The organism is Nocardioides sp. BP30 (assembly GCF_029873215.1).
Classification (GTDB): domain Bacteria; phylum Actinomycetota; class Actinomycetes; order Propionibacteriales; family Nocardioidaceae; genus Nocardioides.
In genome coordinates, this window is record NZ_CP123620.1 from 44,891 (window position 1) to 61,884 (window position 16,994).

Below are 16,994 nucleotides of genomic sequence, written 5' to 3' on the forward strand. Positions count from 1 at the left end.
AGCTCCCCCACGGACGGCGCCGGACGTGCGCCCATGGCCAGCGCTGTTCGCGTTGGTGCTCGGCTTCTTCATGATCCTGGTCGACCTGACCATCGTGACCGTGGCGACGCCGACGATCATCGACAAGCTCGATGCCAGCGTCAACCAGGTCGTGTGGGTGTCCAGCGCCTACATGCTCGCCTACGCCGTGCCCGTGCTGATCACCGGTCGGCTCGGTGACCGGTTCGGCTCCAAGAACCTCTACCTGATCGGCCTCACGGTCTTCACCCTCGCCTCGCTGTGGTGCGGCCTGACGTCGACGATCGGGATGCTGATCGTGGCCCGTGTCGTCCAGGGTGTCGGCGCCTCGCTCATCACGCCGCAGACGATGGCGATCATCACCCGGATCTTCCCGGCCGCCCAGCGCGGCAAGGCGATGGCCGTGTGGGGCGCGACGGCGGGCGTGGCGATGGTCGTCGGCCCGGTCCTCGGCGGCGTGCTGACCGACGCCCTGGGCTGGGAGTGGATCTTCTTCGTCAACATCCCCGTCGGCATCGTCGGCCTCATCCTGGCGATCCGCTGGGTGCCTGCCCTGCCCACCCACGAGCACAGCTTCGACTGGCTCGGCGTCGCTCTGTCGGGCGTCGGCCTGTTCCTGCTCGCGTTCGGCATCCAGGAGGGCCACGACAAGCACTGGGCCGGCTGGATCCTCGCGATGATCGTCGGCGGTGTGGTGTTCCTGGTCGCCTTCGTGCTCTGGCAGGCCCGCAACCGACGCGAGCCGCTGGTGCCGCTGAGCCTGTTCCGCGACCGCAACTTCTCGGTCTCCAACGGCGCGATCACCATGATGGGCGCCATCGGCGCCTCGATGGGCTACCCGCTGATGCTCTACGCCCAGGCCGTGCGGGGGGACAGCCCGACCCAGGCCGCGCTGCTGCTGGTGCCGATGGCGGTCATGTCGATCGTGCTGGCCAACTACGTCGGCGGGCTGACCGACCGGCTGCACCCGCGACTGATCCTCGGCATCGGCTTCGCCGCCAGCTTCGCCGGGATGCTCGCGGTGGCCCTGCAGTTGCGGCCGGGCGCCCACGTCTGGTCCCTGTGCGTCGCCATGGTGGTCCTGGGCGTCGGCAACGCCTTCATCTGGGCACCGCTGGCCGCGACGGCTACCCGCAACCTGCCCATGCAGCTGGCCGGGGCCGGCTCGGGCGTCTACAACGCCACCCGGCAGGTCGGCTCGGTGGTCGGCTCGGCGGCGATCGCCGTACTGATGGATGCACGCCTGGCGGCACTGCTGCCCGGGGCGAGCGCCCATGGCGACGCCGGGGCTGCGCAGATCGACGACGCGCACGTCGCCTCGCTGTTCTCCCAAGCGATGCGGGACGCGATGCTGCTGCCGACGGTGCTCTACGTCGTCGGCTTCATCGCGGTGATGCTCTACGAGCGGCCCCAGCACGCCGGCTTCGGCGGCGCGGTGCCGGCGGCGGCCCACGCGGACTGAGCTGACCGGCAGGCCCCGGCGAGGCCGGGGGCGCCGAGCCGGACCACCGTCCCATGTGGGGGATGGGGACGGGACGGAGGTCCGGCCGGCGCCCGGTCGAGCCCTACTCGACCGGGGCCGCCTGACGGCGGCCGACGGCACCCTACCGAAGGACGTGCCCGTCCCGTGGGAGCGGGTCCACCTTTGTTCACGTTGAGAACAAAAGCCTGGCCGCAGCCGCGTCAGCCGATCGAGCGACCCGCCGAGCTCAGGTGCTGGCAGGCCTCGGTCACCCGCGCCGCCATGCCCGCCTCGGCCGCCTTGCCCCAGCTGCGCGGGTCGTAGGCCTTCTTGCTGCCGACCTCGCCGTCCACCTTCAGCACGCCGTCGTAGTTGCTGAACATGTGACCGGCCACCGGCCGGGTGAACGCGTACTGGGTGTCGGTGTCGACGTTCATCTTCACCACGCCGTAGGAGACAGCCGCGGCGATGTCCTCCTCGCTGGAGCCGGAGCCCCCGTGGAAGACCAGGTTGAGCGGCTTGTCGCCGAGAGCGGTGCCGTACTTCGCGACGATCGCGTCCTGGGCGTTCTTCAGGATCTCCGGACGCAGCTTGACGTTGCCGGGCTTGTAGACGCCGTGGACGTTGCCGAAGGTCAGCGCCGTCATGTACTCGCCCTTCTCGCCCAGCCCCAGCGCGGCGACGGTGGCCAGCGCGTCCTCTGGAGTGCTGTACAGCTTCTCGTCGATCGCGCCGACGACGCCGTCCTCCTCGCCACCCACGACACCCACCTCGATCTCGAGGATGATGTGCGCGGCCTTGGCCTTGGCCAGCAACTCCTCGGCGATGCGGAGGTTCTCCTCGAGCGGCACCGCCGACCCGTCCCACATGTGCGACTGGAACAGCGGCGCCTCGCCCCGCTGCACGCGCTCGCCCGAGAGCTCCAGCAGCGGGCGGACGAAGCCGTCGAGCTTGTCCTTCGGGCAGTGATCGGTGTGCAAGGCGATGTTGACGTCGTACTTCTTGGCCACTTCCGCGGCATAGGCGGCGAGCGCGACCGAACCGGTCACCATGTCCTTCACGGTCGAGCCCGAGAGGAACTCCGCACCACCGGTGGAGATCTGGACGATGCCGTCCGAGCCGGCCTCGGCGAAGCCCGCGAGCGCCGCGTTCAGCGTCAGCGAGGACGACACGTTGATCGCGGGGAACGCGAAGCCCTGGGACTTCGCTGTCGCGAGCATCTCGGCGTACTTCTCGGGGCTTGCGATCGGCATCGGGCAACTCCTGTGGGCCAGTCGTAGGGCGCCGGCGCGCCGCTCCTTCGGTCGACAGTAGTGCGGCAGGTGCGTGCTGAAACTTGGAGCGATCCAAGCGGGGTGAGTGGCGCCACACCCTCACGCCGCGGCCGGGACATCGACCACGGGACCGCTACGGTCGCCCCATGCCCGCCTACCTGGTCCTCACCTCCCCCGCCGCCGGCAACACCGAGGAAGAGGTCCTCGAGCCGGCGCTCGCCGTGCTGCGCGAGGCCGGAGCGGTCGAGGTGACCGCCACCGGCTCGGCCGAGGAGCTGGACGCCGCCCTCCAGCGCCGCGACGGGCGCACGCTGGTGGTCGCCGGCGGGGACGGCAGCCTGCACGCCGTGGTCAACGGGCTGCACCGTCGCGACGAGCTGGACGCGACGCCGCTCGGCCTGCTGCCCCTGGGCACCGGCAACGACTTCGCCCGCGGCCTCGACCTCCCCACCGACCCCGCTGAGGCAGCCAGGGTGATCGTGACCGGGACGGCGCGCCCCCTGGACCTGCTCCTCGACGAGGACGACGGCGTCGTGGTCAACAGCGCCCACACCGGCGCCGGCGCCGAGGCCGCCCGCGCCGGCCACAGCTGGAAGCAACGGTGGGGCCGGGCCGGCTACGCGATCGGCGCCGTGCGGGCCCTGATCGACCCGCCCGAGGTGCGCTTGCGCGTCGAGGTCGACGGCGAGGAGGTGTGCACGCCCGACGACCGGGTCCTCCAGGTGGCGATCGGCAACGGCCGGTACGTCGGCGGCGGCGCGCCGCTCACCCCCGAGGCCGAGCCCGACGACGGGTACGCCGACATCCTGGTCGCCTCGACACGCGGCCTGGGCGCCCGGCTGGCCTACGCCGCCGGCATGCTGGTCGGCCGTCACCACGAGCGCACCGACGTCACGGCGCTGCGCGGGCGCTCCGTGCGGATCTCGGGCGAGGAGTTCTGGTGCAGCGAGGACGGCGAGCTGACCGGCCCCTACCGCGAGCGCAGCTGGCGGCTCCTGCCCGCGGCGTACGCGATCCTGGTCGGCACCGTCGACTAGGACCTCATCCGCGCCACGCGTCCTGCGAGGACAGGTCGGCGTACTCCCGGATCCAGGTGTGCATCGCGATGGCTGCCGCGGAGGAGGCGTTGATCGAGCGCGTCGAACCGAACTGGGCGATCGAGAACGTCCCGTCGCAGGCCGCCCGCGCCTCCTGCGACAGGCCCGGTCCCTCCTGGCCGAACAGCAGGCACACCTGCCGTGGCAGCCGCATGGTCTCCAGGTGCAGCGAACCGGGCAGGTTGTCGATCCCGAGCAACCGGACCGGGCCATCGGGCAGCTGGTGCAGGTAGCCGGCGAGATCCGCGACGGTCGCGTGGTGCCGGATGTGCTGGTAGCGATCGGTCACCATCGCGCCACGGCGGTTCCAGCGCCGGTTGCCGACGATGTGCACCTCGGCGGCCAGGAAGGCGTTGGCGGTCCGCACGATCGTGCCGATGTTGAAGTCGTGCTGCCAGTTCTCGATGGCGACGTGGAAGCCGTGCCGCCGGGTGTCCAGGTCGGCCACGATCGCCGCCATCGTCCAGTAGCGGTAGCGGTCGACCACGTTGCGGCGGTCGCCCTCGCGCAGCAGGTCCGGGTCCCACCGGTCACCCTCCGGCCAGGGGCCGATCCAGGGGCCCACGCCCACCTCGGCCGGTCCGTGCGGCATCGGATCGTACGGCGCGAGACGCTCGCCGTGGTCGTCCTCACTCATGCTCGTGCGCCCATCGTCATCTCAACTTCATGTTCGGACCCTTAGGGTTGTGCTTGTGCACGATCTTCTCGTCCAGGCCATCAGCCTCCATGACGTGACCCAGTGGCTGAGTCCGGACTACCTGCTCCACCGCTTCGGCGCCGCCCTGTTCTGGTTGGGCATCATCGTGCTGTTCATCGAGTGCGGCCTGCTGTTCCCCTTCCTGCCCGGCGACACCCTGCTCTTCGCGATGGGCCTGTTCATCGCCGAGGGCAAGGTCGAGATCATTCCGGGCGGTCACGTCGCGGACCTGATCTTCGCCCTGGTCGTCTACACCGCCGCCGCCTTCGCCGGCAACGTCACCGGCTACTACATCGGCGAGAAGGTCGGTCCACGCATCTACGAGCGTGACGGCAGGATCATCAAACGCGAGTACCTCGACCAGACCTCGGAGTTCTTCGACAAGCACGGCCACACCGCGCTGGTCGCCGGCCGGTTCGTGCCCTTCGTGCGCACCTACATCACGCTGGTCGCCGGCGTCACCAAGATGGAGAAGCGCGTCTTCTTCGTCTGGAGCTTCATCGGGGCCGTGGCCTGGATCCTGCTGCTGACCCTGGTCGGCTACGTGCTGGGCCGGTCCTTCCCGGGCCTGGGCAAGTACATCGACCTGGTGACCTACGGCCTGCTGGCGGTGACGGTGGTCGTGCTGGGCATCGAGTGGCTGCGCAAGCGTCGCGAGCAGCACAGCAACCCGGCCGGCAACCCGGGGCAGAACTCGGGAGCCGGCCGGCGCTGATCAGCTCTGCTGGACGGCGTCGAGCTCGGCTCGGGTGAGCACGGAGCGGATCGTCAGGTCGACGTCGCGCAGCGACTCCCCCGCCTGGGGCGAGCGGTCGATCGCGCACACCACCGTGTCCACGATGGCCCCGGCCGGTCGCAGCGCGTTGACCGCATCGCGCACCGCTCCGCCCGAGGTGATGACGTCCTCGATCAGCGTGACCCGGCGACCGTCGAACGCCGGCCCCTCGGCCAGCTTGGCGGTGCCGTACTCCTTGGCCTTCTTGCGGATGAAGATCGCCGGGATGCCGGTCTTCGCCGAGACCATGGTCGCGATCGGGATGCCCCCCATCTCCAGGCCCCCGAGCAGCTCGGTCCCCTGGGGAAGGAGCTCGACCATCCGGGCCGCCACCCGGTCGAGCAGCGCCGGCTGGGCCTCGAACAGGTACTTGTCGAAGTAGGTGTCGCTCACCTGGCCCGAGCGCAGGGTGAACGTGCCGTGCAGGCGGCAGGTGGCGTCGATGTCGGCGGCGAGGCTCGCGTCGTTCCGGGTCAGATCGGTCACGAGTCTCAGCGTAGTGAGTGCGACGGTCCGGTCGCGAAGTGTCGGACCGCACCGTCATGATGGGGCCACCATGAGCCGCTGGAGCCTCGGGGCCGTCGAGAGACTCGCCCCTGACGACTCGTCGCTGGCTGCTGCCCGCAAGCTGGCCCGGCCGGGGCCCTGGTCGCAGACCGGCAGCACGGACACGCTGGTGTGGGGCAGGTGCCAGGGCTCGGGCCGTACGCCGTACCAGGTCTCGGTCGACCTGACCGGCCCGCGCTACCGCTGCTCGTGCCCGAGCCGGAAGTTCCCGTGCAAGCACGCCCTCGCGCTGTTGCTGCTGTGGGTGCGCACCGACGGCTCGGTGGCCGAGGCGACCGAGACGGCCGACTTCGCCGATGCCTGGGCGCGCGAGCGGGCCGAACGCGCGGCGGCCCGCGCCGGTGCCCCGAGCACCGAGGTCGACCCGGAGGCACGCGCTCGCCGGCTCGCCGAGCGGAGGGCGACGATGAGCGCCGGGATCGAGGATTTCGCGCGCTGGCTCGCCGATCTCGTCCGGGGCGGCCTGGCCGGCGCTCGGCGCCGGCCCTGGTCGTGGTGGGACGCCACCGCGGCCCGGCTCGTCGACGCCCAGCTGCCCGGTCTGGCCGAGCAGCTGCGGACCATGGCCGGTCAGGTCTCCGCCCGGTCCGACTGGAGTGAGCACCTGCTGGTGGAGGCCGGTCGCTGGTGGACAGCCGTCCAGGCGTGGCGCCGCTGGGACGCGCTCGACGACGACACCCGGGGTGACCTGCGTGCCCTCCTCGGCTGGGCCCAGCCGCGCGAGGAGGTCGTGGCGCGCGGTACCACCGACGGTCCTTGGCAGGTGCTCGGCGCCCACCGGACCGATGACGGCAGGCTGCAGCAGCAACGGACCTGGCTGCGGCACCTCGACTCCGGGGAGACCGTCCAGGTGCTCGACTTCGCGGCCGGGCGGCAGCCGCTGCCCGTCGCCCGGCTGGACGGTTCGGTGCTGGCGGCCGCCGTCGCCCTCTACCCGGGGCACGGTCCGCGACGCGGCGCCTTCGCCGCCGACCCGCTGGCCGTCGGGCAGGATGCGACGCTCCCGCCGGGGATGACGCTCGAGGAGGCGTTCGGGCGACTCGCCGCCGGGTGGACGGCCAATCCCTGGCTGCAGCGCGTGCCCGTCGTGCTCAAGGCAACGCTCGTGCCGGCCAGCGAGCAGCGATCGGCGCTCGTCGTCGACGGCGCCGGGCGATGCGTGCCGATGCTGGCCGATGAGCCGTGGGACCTCCTGGCCCGCACGGGCGGGCGCCCGACCTCCGTCTTCGGCGAGCTCGAGGCGAGCGGGTTCCGGCCGCTCACCGTGGTCGAGGTCGACCGGTGACCGGGCCGACCCAGCGGTGGTGGGCGGACCTGCTGGCCGCCGCCCTGCTCGGCACCGCCCGGCGACCGCCTCCGTCCCTGCCCGCGGAGCTCGGCGTCCACGAGCGGGCCGACGCTGTCGCCGAGGAGCGCCTGCTCGACGCTGCGGCGGTGGGCGCGATGCTGGTGCGCGCGGGTGCCGACGGCGTCGTGGGCGTCCGTCCGGCACCGGCCCCCGACGACGACGCCCCGGCCGCGGCCGACCGTGCGGTCCAGCTCCTGCACCTGTTGCTCGACCAGCCGCCGTTCCCGGTCGAGCTGGCCACGACAGCCCTGCTGCGGTGGCTGCGCCTCGCCGCCGACAGGGGCCGGCGGATCCCGCACGCGGAGCTGCCACGGCTGCTGGATGCCGCTACCCGCCACCCCGCGCTCCGGGAGCCGGTCGCCGCCGTGGCGGGGGCGCGCGGGCGCTGGCTGGCCGCCGCCAACCCGGCATGGAGCTGGCTCGGGCCGGCCCTCGCCCCGCCGCCCGACGGTGACGTGACACCCGCGGGCTGGGCGCGGGCCACGATCACGGAGCGGATCGCTGTGCTCGTCCGCACCCGCCGCGCGGATCCGGCGGCCGGGCGGGCGTTGGTGGAGTCCACCTGGGCCACGGATCCCGCCCGCGACCGACCGCAGCTGCTCCGCCTCCTCGAGGTCGGGATCGGCCTCGAGGACGAGGGCCTCCTGGAACGGGCGCTGGATGACCGCGCCGCTGCGGTGCGTGACGTCGCCCAGCGGCTGCTCGACCGGTTGCCCGGGTCCGCGCGGGCGGCACGGATGAGCGCGCGCCTGCGTCCCCTGGTACGCACCCGGGGCATCCTGCGCCATGGCCTCGGGATCGATCTGCCCGACCAGCCGGATGCCGCTGCTGTCCGCGACGGCCTCGGGAAGCGGCCCGGCGACCGTTCCTCCGAGCGCGGGTACTGGCTGGAGCAGCTCGCCGCCGCCGTACCGCTCGACTTCTGGACCGAGATCACGGGGCGTGACCCCGCCGCGACGTGGCGGCTCGTGCACGCCGCCAGCCCCGACGCGGCCCGCGGCGTCGTACGAGCCGCCTCCGTGCGTCACGATCCCGACTGGTTGGCTGCGCTGGTCCGCGCTGGCGCCGGGCCGGGCCTGCTGGCCCTGCTGCCGCCGGAGGTGTGCGCCGAGATCGCGCCGGCCCACCTGGCGGGCATTCCACCGCACCTGCTGCCCGAGGTGCTGGCGAACACGCCGCCCACCTGGAGCGGCACGCTGAGCACGGCGGTCCTCGGCCGGATCGCCGCGGAGAAGGCGCCTGCCGGCCTGCTCAACGGCCTGCTCCCGCTGCTCGCGGAGCGGCTGCCGGGCGACGCCGTGGCGACCCTCCAGCGGCTGGCCCGCGCGGAGGGGGCGCCGCGCGGCTACGCCGACCTCGTCCAGTACCTGAGCTTCGTCCCTGCGATCCCGGAGGCCTTCGGATGACCGACACCCAGATCCTGCGCCAGCATGCCGAGCAGGAGTACGCCGTCGAGCTCGCCGCCCTGGCCGCCGCCGACGACCGGCCGCGGCCGCCACGGTGGCGGCTGTCGCCGTGGGCGGTGACGACCTACCTGCTCGGCGGGTCGCTACCCGACGGCACCGAGATCACCGCCAAGTACGTCGGCTCGCGCCGACTGATCGAGATCGCCGTCGCCTCGCTCGCCACCGACCGAGCCCTGCTCCTGCTCGGGGTTCCGGGGACGGCCAAGACCTGGGTCGGGGAGCATCTGGCCGCCGCTATCAGCGGTGACTCCACCCTGGTGGTGCAGGGCACCGCCGGCACGCCCGAGGAGTCGCTGCGCTACGGCTGGAACTACGCCCGGCTGCTGGCCGAGGGCCCCTCGAGGGAGGCGCTGGTCCCGAGCCCGGTGATGCGTGCGATGGAGAGCGGAGCACTGGTCCGGATCGAGGAGCTGACCCGGATCCCGGCCGACGTGCAGGACGCGCTGATCTCGATCCTCTCGGAGAAGACGCTGCCGATCCCCGAGCTCGACCAGGAGGCACAGGCGGCGCAGGGGTTCAACCTGATCGCGACGGCCAACAACCGCGACAAGGGCGTCAACGACCTCTCCTCGGCCCTCAAGCGCCGGTTCAACACCGTGGTGCTGCCACTCCCGGACTCGTTGGACAGCGAGGTCGAGATCGTGCGCAGCCGGGTGGCGGCCATCGGCCGGTCGCTGCAGCTGCCCGACGACCTCGCCGCCGTACCCGAGATCGAGCGCGTGGTGACCATCTTCCGCGAGCTGCGCGGTGGCATGACGCTGAACCAGCGGAGCAGCGTCAAGTCGCCGTCGGCGACCCTCTCGACGGCGGAGGCGATCTCGGTGATGACCAATGGTGTCGCCCTGGCGGCGCACTTCGGCGACGGCGTCGTCCGGGCCGCCGACCTCGCCGCCGGGCTGACCGGTGCTGTGGTGAAGGACCCGGTCCAGGACCTGCTGGTCTGGCAGGAGTACCTCGAGACGGTGGTCAAGGACCGGCCGGAGTGGGCCGATCTCTACCGCGCCTGCCGCGAGCTCGCCTGAGGCGGGAGGTGTCGGCGGTGGCGAAGGTGGAGGTGCTCGGCGTCCGGCACCACGGACCGGGGTCGGCCCGGTCGGTCCTCGGCGCGCTCGCCGAGCTCCGGCCCGACCTCGTCGTCATCGAGGGTCCGCCCGAGCTCGACGCCCTGCTCCCCTGGGCGGGCGACCCGGGGCTGGTGCCACCGGTCGCCGGCCTGGTGTACGCCGTCGACGACCCGAGGCGATCCTCCTTCTATCCGCTTGCCGCGTTCTCCCCGGAGTGGGTCGCGCTGCGGTGGGCCACCGCCGCCGACACCGCTGTGCGATTCGCCGACCTGCCGGCCGTGCACGACCTGGCCGGCGAGGACCGCTACCGGCCCGGTGCGGTCGACCCGATCGCCGCGTTGGCGGCAGCGGCCGGCTACGACGACGCCGAGCGGTGGTGGGAGGACGCCGTCGAGCACCGGGCGACCAGCTCATTGGCGCGGTTCGCGCTCCTGCGCGAGGCGATGGCCGCCGCCCGGAGCGAGGCGGAGGACGGCGCCGACGACCTGCGCCGCGAGGCTGCGATGCGCCGGGTGCTGCGTGCCGCCGTCAAGGAGGGGTACGAGCGCATCGCGGTGGTCTGCGGAGCGTTCCACGCACCCGCCCTCGATCCGGCCGGCTGGCCCAGCGTGGCCGCCGACCATCGCCTGCTGAGCGGCCTGCCGCGCACCAAGGTGGCAGCGACGTGGGCGCCGTGGACCGCCGGCCGACTCGCGCTTGCGAGCGGCTACGGCGCCGGCGTCCGCTCGCCCGGCTGGTACCAGCACCTGTTCACCTGCAGCGATCCCGACGAGGTCGCCCCGGGGTGGCTGACGCGGGTCGCGCGGGCCCTGCGCGCGGAGGGCCTCCCGGCGGCACCGGCCACGGTCGTGGAGGCCGTCCGCCTCGCCGAGGCGCTCGCCGCCGTGCGCGGGCGCCCGTCGGTGGGGCTGAGCGAGGTCACCGACGCCACCCAGACGGTGCTCTGCGAGGGCTCTGCGCTGCCCCTCGCGCTCATCGACCGCACCCTGGTGATCGGTGAGGAGCTCGGGGAGGTGCCCGGCTCGGTCCCGCTCGTCCCGCTCGCCCAGGACCTCGCCCGGCGGCAGCGTTCGCTGCGCCTGAAGCCGTCGCCCACCCCGCAGACAGTGGTCCTCGACCTGCGCAAGGAAGCCCAGCTCGAGCGCTCGCTGCTGCTGCACCGACTCGCGCTGCTCGGCATCGACTGGGGCGTGCCCGCCGACGCCGGGCGGACCGCCGGCACGTTCAAGGAGGCCTGGGAGCTGACCTGGCGACCGGAGTTCGCCGTCCGGCTGATCGAGGCGGGGCTGCACGGCACCACCGTGACGGCGGCGGCCGAGCAGCTCCTGGTCGAGCGGGCGGCCGCCGCGACCGCCCTCGGCGAGCTCGGCGGCCTGCTCGAGCAGGCCCTCGTCGCCGACCTCCCGGACGCCGTGACGGCGGTCGTCGACGCGCTGGCGGCCCGCACCGCCCACCAGCACGACACCCAGGCCCTGCTCGAGGCGGTCGAGCCGCTGGCGCGCACCCAGCGCTACGGCGACGTACGCCGCGCCGACGTGAGCCGGGTGCGGGCCGTGCTGGAGACGATCGTCCTGCGGGCGGCGGTGGAGCTGCGCTCCGCCTGCGCCGCCCTCGACGACGAGGCGGCCGCGACGATGCGAGCCGCCCTCGACAGCGCCCACCGCGGCATCACCCTCGTCGATGCCCAGACCCAACGCTGGCACGAGGCGCTCGCGTCGGTGGCCGCCGACGAGCGCATCCACGGCTCGGTGGCCGGCCGGGCCAACCGTCTCCTCCTCGACGCCGGCCGGCTCGACTCCGAGGAGGCGGCCCGGCGCCTGTCGCGCCAGCTCTCGCCCGGCGCACGTCCCACCGCTGCGGCGGCGTGGCTCGACGGCTTCCTCGAGGGTGAGGCCGTCCTCTTGCTGCACGATCCCGTGCTGCTCGGTCTCGTCGACAGCTGGATCGGCGCGGTCGAGGAGGACACCTTCGAGGACCTGCTGCCGCTGCTGCGCCGGACCTTCGCACGCTTCGAGGCGGCCGAGCGTCGTCAGGTCGGCGAGCGGGTCCGCATCGGCACCTCCGGCGTACCAGCGGCGCGTGCCGAGGGCCTGGACCTGGAGCGTGCGCTGCCGGCCGCGCACGCGGTGGCACGCCTCATCGGCCTGGAGGTCCGATCATGACGGACGCGCGCGGACGGCTCGCCCGCTGGCGCCTCGTCCTGGGCTCCGCCGCCGAGGATCCCGACACCACGCTCTCGGACGCGGATGCGACGCGCGACCAGGCGCTGGCGGCCCTGTACGACGGCGAGCGGCGCGGTGGGCTGGGGTCCTCGGCGCCCAGGGTGGCCCGCTGGCTGGGCGACATCCGCACCTACTTCCCGGCCGGTGTCGTCTCGGTGATGCAGTCGGACGCGATGCAGCGGCTCGGGCTGCGACAGCTGCTGCTCGAGCCCGAGACGATGGCGGCGGTGCAGCCCGACCTCGGGCTGGTGACGACCCTCGTCGGGCTCAACCGGGTGATCCCCGAACACAGCCGTGAGACGGCGCGCAGCGTCGTACGGAAGGTGACCGACGAGCTCGAGGAGCGGTTGCGCGATGCCACCGTCCAGGCGGTGACCGGCGCGCTCGACCGCGCCGCGCGCACGCGCCGCCCCAAGCCCCGCGACATCGACTGGCGGCGCACGATCGGAGCCAACCTGCGCCACTACCTGCCCAGCCACCGCACGGTGGTGCCCGAGCGCCTGGTGGGCTACGCGCGACGCACCCACCAGACCCAGCGTCGCATCATCCTGTGTCTCGACCAGTCGGGCTCGATGGCGGAATCGGTCGTCTACTCCTCGGTCTTCGGGGCGGTGCTCGCCTCACTGCGCTCGGTCTCCACCCGGCTGGTCGCCTTCGACACCGCCGTCGTCGACCTCAGCGACCAGCTCGACGACCCCGTCGACATCCTCTTCGGGGTGCAGCTGGGCGGTGGTACCGACATCAACCAGGCCCTCGCCTACTGCCAGGGGCTGATCGAGCAACCCGAGGAGACGGTGTTCGTTCTGATCAGCGATCTGTACGAGGGCGGCATCGCCGAGGAGATGCTGCGCCGGGCGCGCGCCGTCGTCGAGTCCGGCGCGGTGATGATCGCGCTGCTCGCCCTCAGCGACTCCGGCGCGCCCTCCTACGACAAGGAGCACGCCGCCGCGCTGACAGCGCTCGGCGTGCCCGCCTTCGCCTGCACGCCGGATCTGTTCCCCGACCTCGTGGCGGCGGCGATCCGACACGACGACATCGGTGGATGGGCGGCGGCGCACGACATCCTCGTCACCGGCGTCGAGGAGCAGGAGTGACCTAGATTGGCACCGTGACCGTGTCGCGCCTGCGAGGCATCCCGCCCACGATCTTCACCGAGATGTCGGCGCTCGCGGCCGCGACCGGGGCGATCAACCTCGGCCAGGGCTTCCCGGACGTCGACGGGCCGGCCGATGTCGTCGAGCGGGCCGTGGCGGCGCTGCGCGAGGGCGGGAACCAGTACGCCCCGGGGCCCGGCGTACCTGCCCTGCGGGAGGCGATCGCGCACCACCAGGCGCGGCACTACGGCCTCACCCTCGACCCCGGCACGCAGGTGGTCGTGACCACCGGGGCGACCGAGGCGATCGCCGCCGCGATCCTCGGACTGGTCGAGCCGGGTGACGAGGTGGTGCTGCTCGAGCCCTACTACGACTCCTACCTGGCGATGATCCAGATGGCCGGCGGCATCCGGCGACCGGTCACGCTGCGAGCGCCCGACTTCCGGCTGGACGTCACCGCGCTGAGGTCGGCGGTGAGCGAGCGGACCCGGCTCATCCTGCTGAACTCACCGCACAACCCGACCGGGACAGTCCTCACCGCGGCCGAGCTGCGGGCCGTCTCGGAGGTGGCCGTCGAGCACGACCTGGTGGTGGTCACCGACGAGGTCTACGAGCACCTCACCTACGGCGAGGAGCACGTGCCGCTGGCCACCCTGCCCGGGATGTTCGAGCGCACGCTGACGCTCTCCAGCATCGGCAAGTCCTACTCCTTCACCGGCTGGAAGGTCGGCTGGGCGAGCGGGCCCGCTCCCCTGGTCCGGGCGGTGCTGGACGCCAAGCAATGGCTGACGTTCACCTCGGGGGCTCCGCTGCAGCCGGCTGCGGCGTACGCCCTCGACGCCGAGCCGGACTGGCCGCACCGGCTGGCGGCCTCCCTGCGCGAGCGGCGCGACCTGCTCTGCGAGGGGCTGCGCTCGCTGGGCCTGGCCACGACCGTGCCGCAGGGGACCTACTTCGCCACCACCGACATCACCGGGCTCGGCTGGCCCGACGGTGAGGCGTTCTGCCGCGCACTGCCCGAGCGCGCCGGGGTGGTGGCCATTCCCATGCAGGGCTTCTACGACCCCGACCGCGACCGGGCCGACCAACCCGGTCGGCAGCTGGTCCGGTGGGCGTTCTGCAAGCGGCCCGAGGTGATCGGGGCCGCGCTGGAGCGGCTGGCGGGGGCCGATCTCGGCGGCCCGCTGGGGTAGTCCCGCACGACGTGGCCGGCCTACGGGACCGGGAGGGGACCGGTGCGTCCAGGAGCATCACGGCGCTGCCGGCTCCGATACCAACCTCCAGCGGGCGGCAGCAGCAGGAGCACGCCCCCCAGCGCGGCGACGAGCCCGAGCAGGAGCACCACCACGCCGGCGACGACCTCGCCGGTGGTGTCGTGGTCGACGACGAGACCTACCCCGATCAACGCGATGAAGGCGGCACTGAGGAACGCGAGGACGACCGTCGTCACCCGGGCCCACTGCCGACACGCCAGCGCCAGCCCGGCGAAGACCCCGCCCGTGACGCACAGCGCCAGACCCAGCGCGCACGCCACCAGGCCGGCCGCCATTCCGCCCGTGCTCAGGTGATCGTCAGGGTCGGAGTCGAGGTGGGCGCCGACGACACCCACGACCCCGAGCAGCAGCACGGCGATGGACAGGCCGATCAGGACGAAGACGATCACCCCCGCGGCGGTGACGCTGCCGGGCCGGCGCACCCTCGGGACCGACCACGGCACCGGCAGCAGCTGGGCCGGGTCCGGCGGAGGGTAGGACGGATCCTGCCGAGGTCCCTGCTCCGGCCCCTCTCCCGGCGGCACACCCGGCGGCATGCCGGGCGGGATCTGGTCGGGATAGGGCGGCGGCACGCCGTAGGGGTTGCCGTAGGAGCCGTAGGCGTCGGACATGGTGGGCCCCTCAGGCCGTCGGCGGCCAGGGGCCGCCGGGATGGACGGGCGGGTACGGCGGCAGGCCGCCGCGCCGGGCGAACCAGTCGCTGGCGCGGCGCCCGAACAGCAGCACGATGGTGGTGATGGCGCCCGCCAGCGGCAGCACCGCCACGATGGAGGCGATCGACACGAGACTGAGGGCGATGGTCAGCCCGGAGAGCACGGTGAGCACGATCCGGGCCGTCGCCGATCGGCGCAGCACGAACACGGCGACCACGATCGCCGCGACCCCGGCCACCACCATGACGATCCCCATCACCATCAGGACCACCACGAGGTCGTGCAGCGTGAAGTCGCCGGTGTCGTAGCCGCGATCGCTCAGGTCCCACATCACGTCGTCGGAGGCCACACCGCCGATGATCGCCAGGATCAGCCCGACGAACGCGGTGAGGCCGGACAGGATCATGGTGATCACCGCCGCCGCTGTCACCGAGCCCGGGCGGGCGTCGGGATCGGGGGCACCGTACGTCGCGTACGGCGCATAGGGCTGCTGTGGCGGCCGGGGGTAGGGCTGCTGCGGCGGCGGGTAGGCGCCGTACGGCGGGGGCTGCGGGCTGGAGGCGGGCGGCGCCGGCGGCTGCGGGTGCTGGCCCGCTCCGACCGCCGGTCCGTCGGAGCCGGCGAGACCCGCAGGCGGGCCCGGAATCGCAGGCGGCGACGTTTCGCTCATGACCTGCATCCTCCCTTGCTGCCGCGGATCGAACCATGCGTTCGCGACAGGAAGCCACAACACCATGACCGCGACGCCGACCATCACCGCGAACGGCCAACCGGTGGGCAGGCCCGCGAGCACGAGGGGCACCACGAGGACCAGGAGTGCGATCCGCGCTGACCGCGACCGCTGCAGCGCCTGCCAGCCGAGGATCGCCGCCGCGGCCGCGCACGCGCCCGAGACCATGCCGAGGACCTTGAACGTGGTCAGGAGGCCCTCGACGGTGACGCCGAGCCGGTCGGGCATCTCGGCGACCATCCTCGTCACCCTCATGCGGGTGTCGAGACTGTGCAGCGTGGAGATCTGCTCGAACGCACTGATCACCAGCGCGATCGAGCCCAGCACCACCGCCCAGCCGGCGTAGGTGACCTGCTGGGGACGGGGCGGCGTCTGGGGAGAAGGGCCGATCTCGGCCACTCAGAGCTCCTCGTGGGTGTCCGGGTCGCCGCCGAAGAGCCGGCCGTCGGGGCGACCGAGCGCGGAGATGTCGGCGACCTCGGCGTCGGTCAGCTCGAAGTCGAAGAGCGAGAGGTTCTCCACCTGCCGCGAGGGGGTGGCCGACTTCGGGATCGGGACGGAGCCGAGCTGCACGTGCCAGCGCAGGATCACCTGCCCCGGCGTCACGCCCAGGCGCGCCGCAGCGGCCTGTACGGGTGCCGCGTCGTACTGGCCCTGGCGCTTGCCCATCGGACTCCACGCCTCCGTGCGGATGCCCAGCTCGTCGTGGAGAGCGCGCATCTCGGCCTGCGGGAAGAGCGGGTGCAGCTCGATCTGGTTCACGGCCGGCGTCACGCCGGTCTCGGAGATGATGCGGCGCAGGTGCGCCTCGGTGAAGTTGGAGACCCCGATCGAGCGGACCAGCCCCTGCTTCTGCAGCTCGACCAGAGCCTGCCACGCCTCGACGTAGAGGTCGCGCGACGGGTTCGGCCAGTGGATCAGGTGCAGGTCGAGGTGGTCGAGGCCGAGCCGCTGCAGCGACTCCCTGGTCGAGGCGATCGCCGCGTCGTACGCGTGGTGGCGGCCCGGGATCTTGCTGGTCACCCGGACCTGGTCACGCGGCACGCCGCTGCGGCGCAGGGCCTCGCCGACCTCCTCCTCGTTCTCGTAGTTGACGGCGGTGTCCAGCAGCCGGTAGCCGTTCGCGAGCGCGCCGGTGATCGCCTCGATCCCCTCCGCGTTCCGCAGCGGGTAGGTGCCGAAGCCGACCGCCGGGAGGGTGGTGCCGTCGTTGAGGGTGTACGTCGGGACGTTGTTCACCCCGCGATCCTCCC

General features: G+C 72.9%; 15 protein-coding genes. 9 read left to right on the forward strand and 6 right to left on the reverse strand.

Features of this window, described 5'->3' with window-relative positions:
- Positions 1-25: 25 nt before the first annotated feature.
- Positions 26-1,480, forward strand: coding sequence for a DHA2 family efflux MFS transporter permease subunit (locus P5P86_RS00175; RefSeq protein WP_280609249.1), 1,455 nt, complete (start codon positions 26-28; stop codon positions 1,478-1,480).
- A 221-nt stretch (positions 1,481-1,701) separates the two neighbouring features.
- Here P5P86_RS00175 and fbaA read toward each other — a convergent pair whose 3' ends face one another.
- Entirely contained in the window at positions 1,702-2,733 is a 1,032-nt protein-coding gene (gene fbaA, locus P5P86_RS00180; RefSeq protein ID WP_280609250.1) for a class II fructose-bisphosphate aldolase, read from the reverse strand.
- Between the two features lie 167 nt (positions 2,734-2,900).
- On the opposite strand from fbaA, the gene P5P86_RS00185 reads away from it, so the two are divergent.
- Positions 2,901-3,791, forward strand: coding sequence for a diacylglycerol/lipid kinase family protein (locus P5P86_RS00185; RefSeq protein ID WP_280609251.1), 891 nt, complete (start codon positions 2,901-2,903; stop codon positions 3,789-3,791).
- Between the two features lie 4 nt (positions 3,792-3,795).
- Here the strand turns inward: P5P86_RS00185 and P5P86_RS00190 are convergent, their stop codons facing one another.
- Entirely contained in the window at positions 3,796-4,488 is a 693-nt protein-coding gene (locus P5P86_RS00190; protein WP_446724912.1) for a TrmH family RNA methyltransferase, read from the reverse strand.
- Between the two features lie 55 nt (positions 4,489-4,543).
- Here P5P86_RS00190 and P5P86_RS00195 point away from each other — a divergent pair, with 55 nt between their 5' ends.
- Complete coding sequence (locus P5P86_RS00195) at positions 4,544-5,263, forward strand: DedA family protein (protein WP_280609252.1); 720 nt, start codon at positions 4,544-4,546, stop codon at positions 5,261-5,263.
- On the opposite strand, the gene pyrE is transcribed toward P5P86_RS00195, so the two are convergent.
- Entirely contained in the window at positions 5,264-5,809 is a 546-nt protein-coding gene (gene pyrE, locus P5P86_RS00200; RefSeq protein ID WP_280609253.1) for an orotate phosphoribosyltransferase, read from the reverse strand.
- 70 nt (positions 5,810-5,879) lie between these two features.
- Here pyrE and P5P86_RS00205 point away from each other — a divergent pair, with 70 nt between their 5' ends.
- From P5P86_RS00205 to P5P86_RS00230, 6 genes are read left to right on the forward strand one after another with little or no spacing between them, the layout of a single operon-like run.
- Positions 5,880-7,175 carry an SWIM zinc finger family protein gene (locus P5P86_RS00205; RefSeq protein ID WP_280609254.1) on the forward strand — a complete coding sequence of 432 codons (1,296 nt, stop codon included), beginning with the start codon at positions 5,880-5,882 and terminating at the stop codon, positions 7,173-7,175.
- A complete protein-coding gene (locus P5P86_RS00210) occupies positions 7,172-8,644 on the forward strand; it encodes a DUF5691 domain-containing protein (RefSeq protein ID WP_280609255.1) in 1,473 nt (490 codons plus the stop codon). The genes P5P86_RS00205 and P5P86_RS00210 overlap by 4 nt, the downstream gene beginning before the upstream one ends.
- A complete protein-coding gene (locus P5P86_RS00215; RefSeq protein ID WP_280609256.1) occupies positions 8,641-9,726 on the forward strand; it encodes an AAA family ATPase in 1,086 nt (361 codons plus the stop codon). The genes P5P86_RS00210 and P5P86_RS00215 overlap by 4 nt, the downstream gene beginning before the upstream one ends.
- Positions 9,727-9,743: 17 nt before the next feature.
- Positions 9,744-11,930 carry a DUF5682 family protein gene (locus P5P86_RS00220; RefSeq protein WP_280609257.1) on the forward strand — a complete coding sequence of 729 codons (2,187 nt, stop codon included), beginning with the start codon at positions 9,744-9,746 and terminating at the stop codon, positions 11,928-11,930.
- Entirely contained in the window at positions 11,927-13,084 is a 1,158-nt protein-coding gene (locus P5P86_RS00225; protein ID WP_280609258.1) for a VWA domain-containing protein, read from the forward strand. Before P5P86_RS00220 ends, P5P86_RS00225 begins: the two co-directional genes overlap by 4 nt.
- 14 nt (positions 13,085-13,098) lie before the next feature.
- Positions 13,099-14,277: a pyridoxal phosphate-dependent aminotransferase gene (locus P5P86_RS00230; RefSeq protein ID WP_280609259.1), complete on the forward strand. Its 1,179-nt coding sequence runs from the start codon at positions 13,099-13,101 to the stop codon at positions 14,275-14,277.
- Between the two features lie 20 nt (positions 14,278-14,297).
- Here P5P86_RS00230 and P5P86_RS00235 read toward each other — a convergent pair whose 3' ends face one another.
- Genes P5P86_RS00235 through P5P86_RS00245 form a run of 3 tightly spaced genes read right to left on the reverse strand, consistent with a single transcriptional unit; the run spans position 14,298 to position 16,980 of the window.
- Entirely contained in the window at positions 14,298-14,969 is a 672-nt protein-coding gene (locus P5P86_RS00235; RefSeq protein WP_280609260.1) for a hypothetical protein, read from the reverse strand.
- Positions 14,970-14,979: 10 nt separating this feature from the next.
- The gene (locus tag P5P86_RS00240; protein ID WP_280609261.1) at positions 14,980-16,140 is read right to left on the reverse strand and encodes a hypothetical protein; all 1,161 of its coding nucleotides are present in this window, start codon (positions 16,138-16,140) and stop codon (positions 14,980-14,982) included.
- The gene (locus P5P86_RS00245; RefSeq protein ID WP_280609262.1) at positions 16,141-16,980 is read right to left on the reverse strand and encodes an aldo/keto reductase; all 840 of its coding nucleotides are present in this window, start codon (positions 16,978-16,980) and stop codon (positions 16,141-16,143) included.
- Positions 16,981-16,994 lie beyond the last annotated feature (14 nt).

Bases quoted from the DNA above. Each gene is read 5' to 3' on its own strand.
- fbaA (WP_280609250.1), bottom strand. From the start codon at position 2,733: ATGCCGATCGCAAGCCCCGAGAAGTACGCCGAGATGCTCGCGACAGCG.
- P5P86_RS00185 (WP_280609251.1), top strand. From the start codon at position 2,901: ATGCCCGCCTACCTGGTCCTCACCTCCCCCGCCGCCGGCAACACCGAG.
- P5P86_RS00235 (WP_280609260.1), bottom strand. From the start codon at position 14,969: ATGTCCGACGCCTACGGCTCCTACGGCAACCCCTACGGCGTGCCGCCG.
- P5P86_RS00205 (WP_280609254.1), top strand. From the start codon at position 5,880: ATGAGCCGCTGGAGCCTCGGGGCCGTCGAGAGACTCGCCCCTGACGAC.
- P5P86_RS00190 (WP_446724912.1), bottom strand. From the start codon at position 4,488: ATGAGTGAGGACGACCACGGCGAGCGTCTCGCGCCGTACGATCCGATG.
- P5P86_RS00215 (WP_280609256.1), top strand. From the start codon at position 8,641: ATGACCGACACCCAGATCCTGCGCCAGCATGCCGAGCAGGAGTACGCC.
- P5P86_RS00225 (WP_280609258.1), top strand. From the start codon at position 11,927: ATGACGGACGCGCGCGGACGGCTCGCCCGCTGGCGCCTCGTCCTGGGC.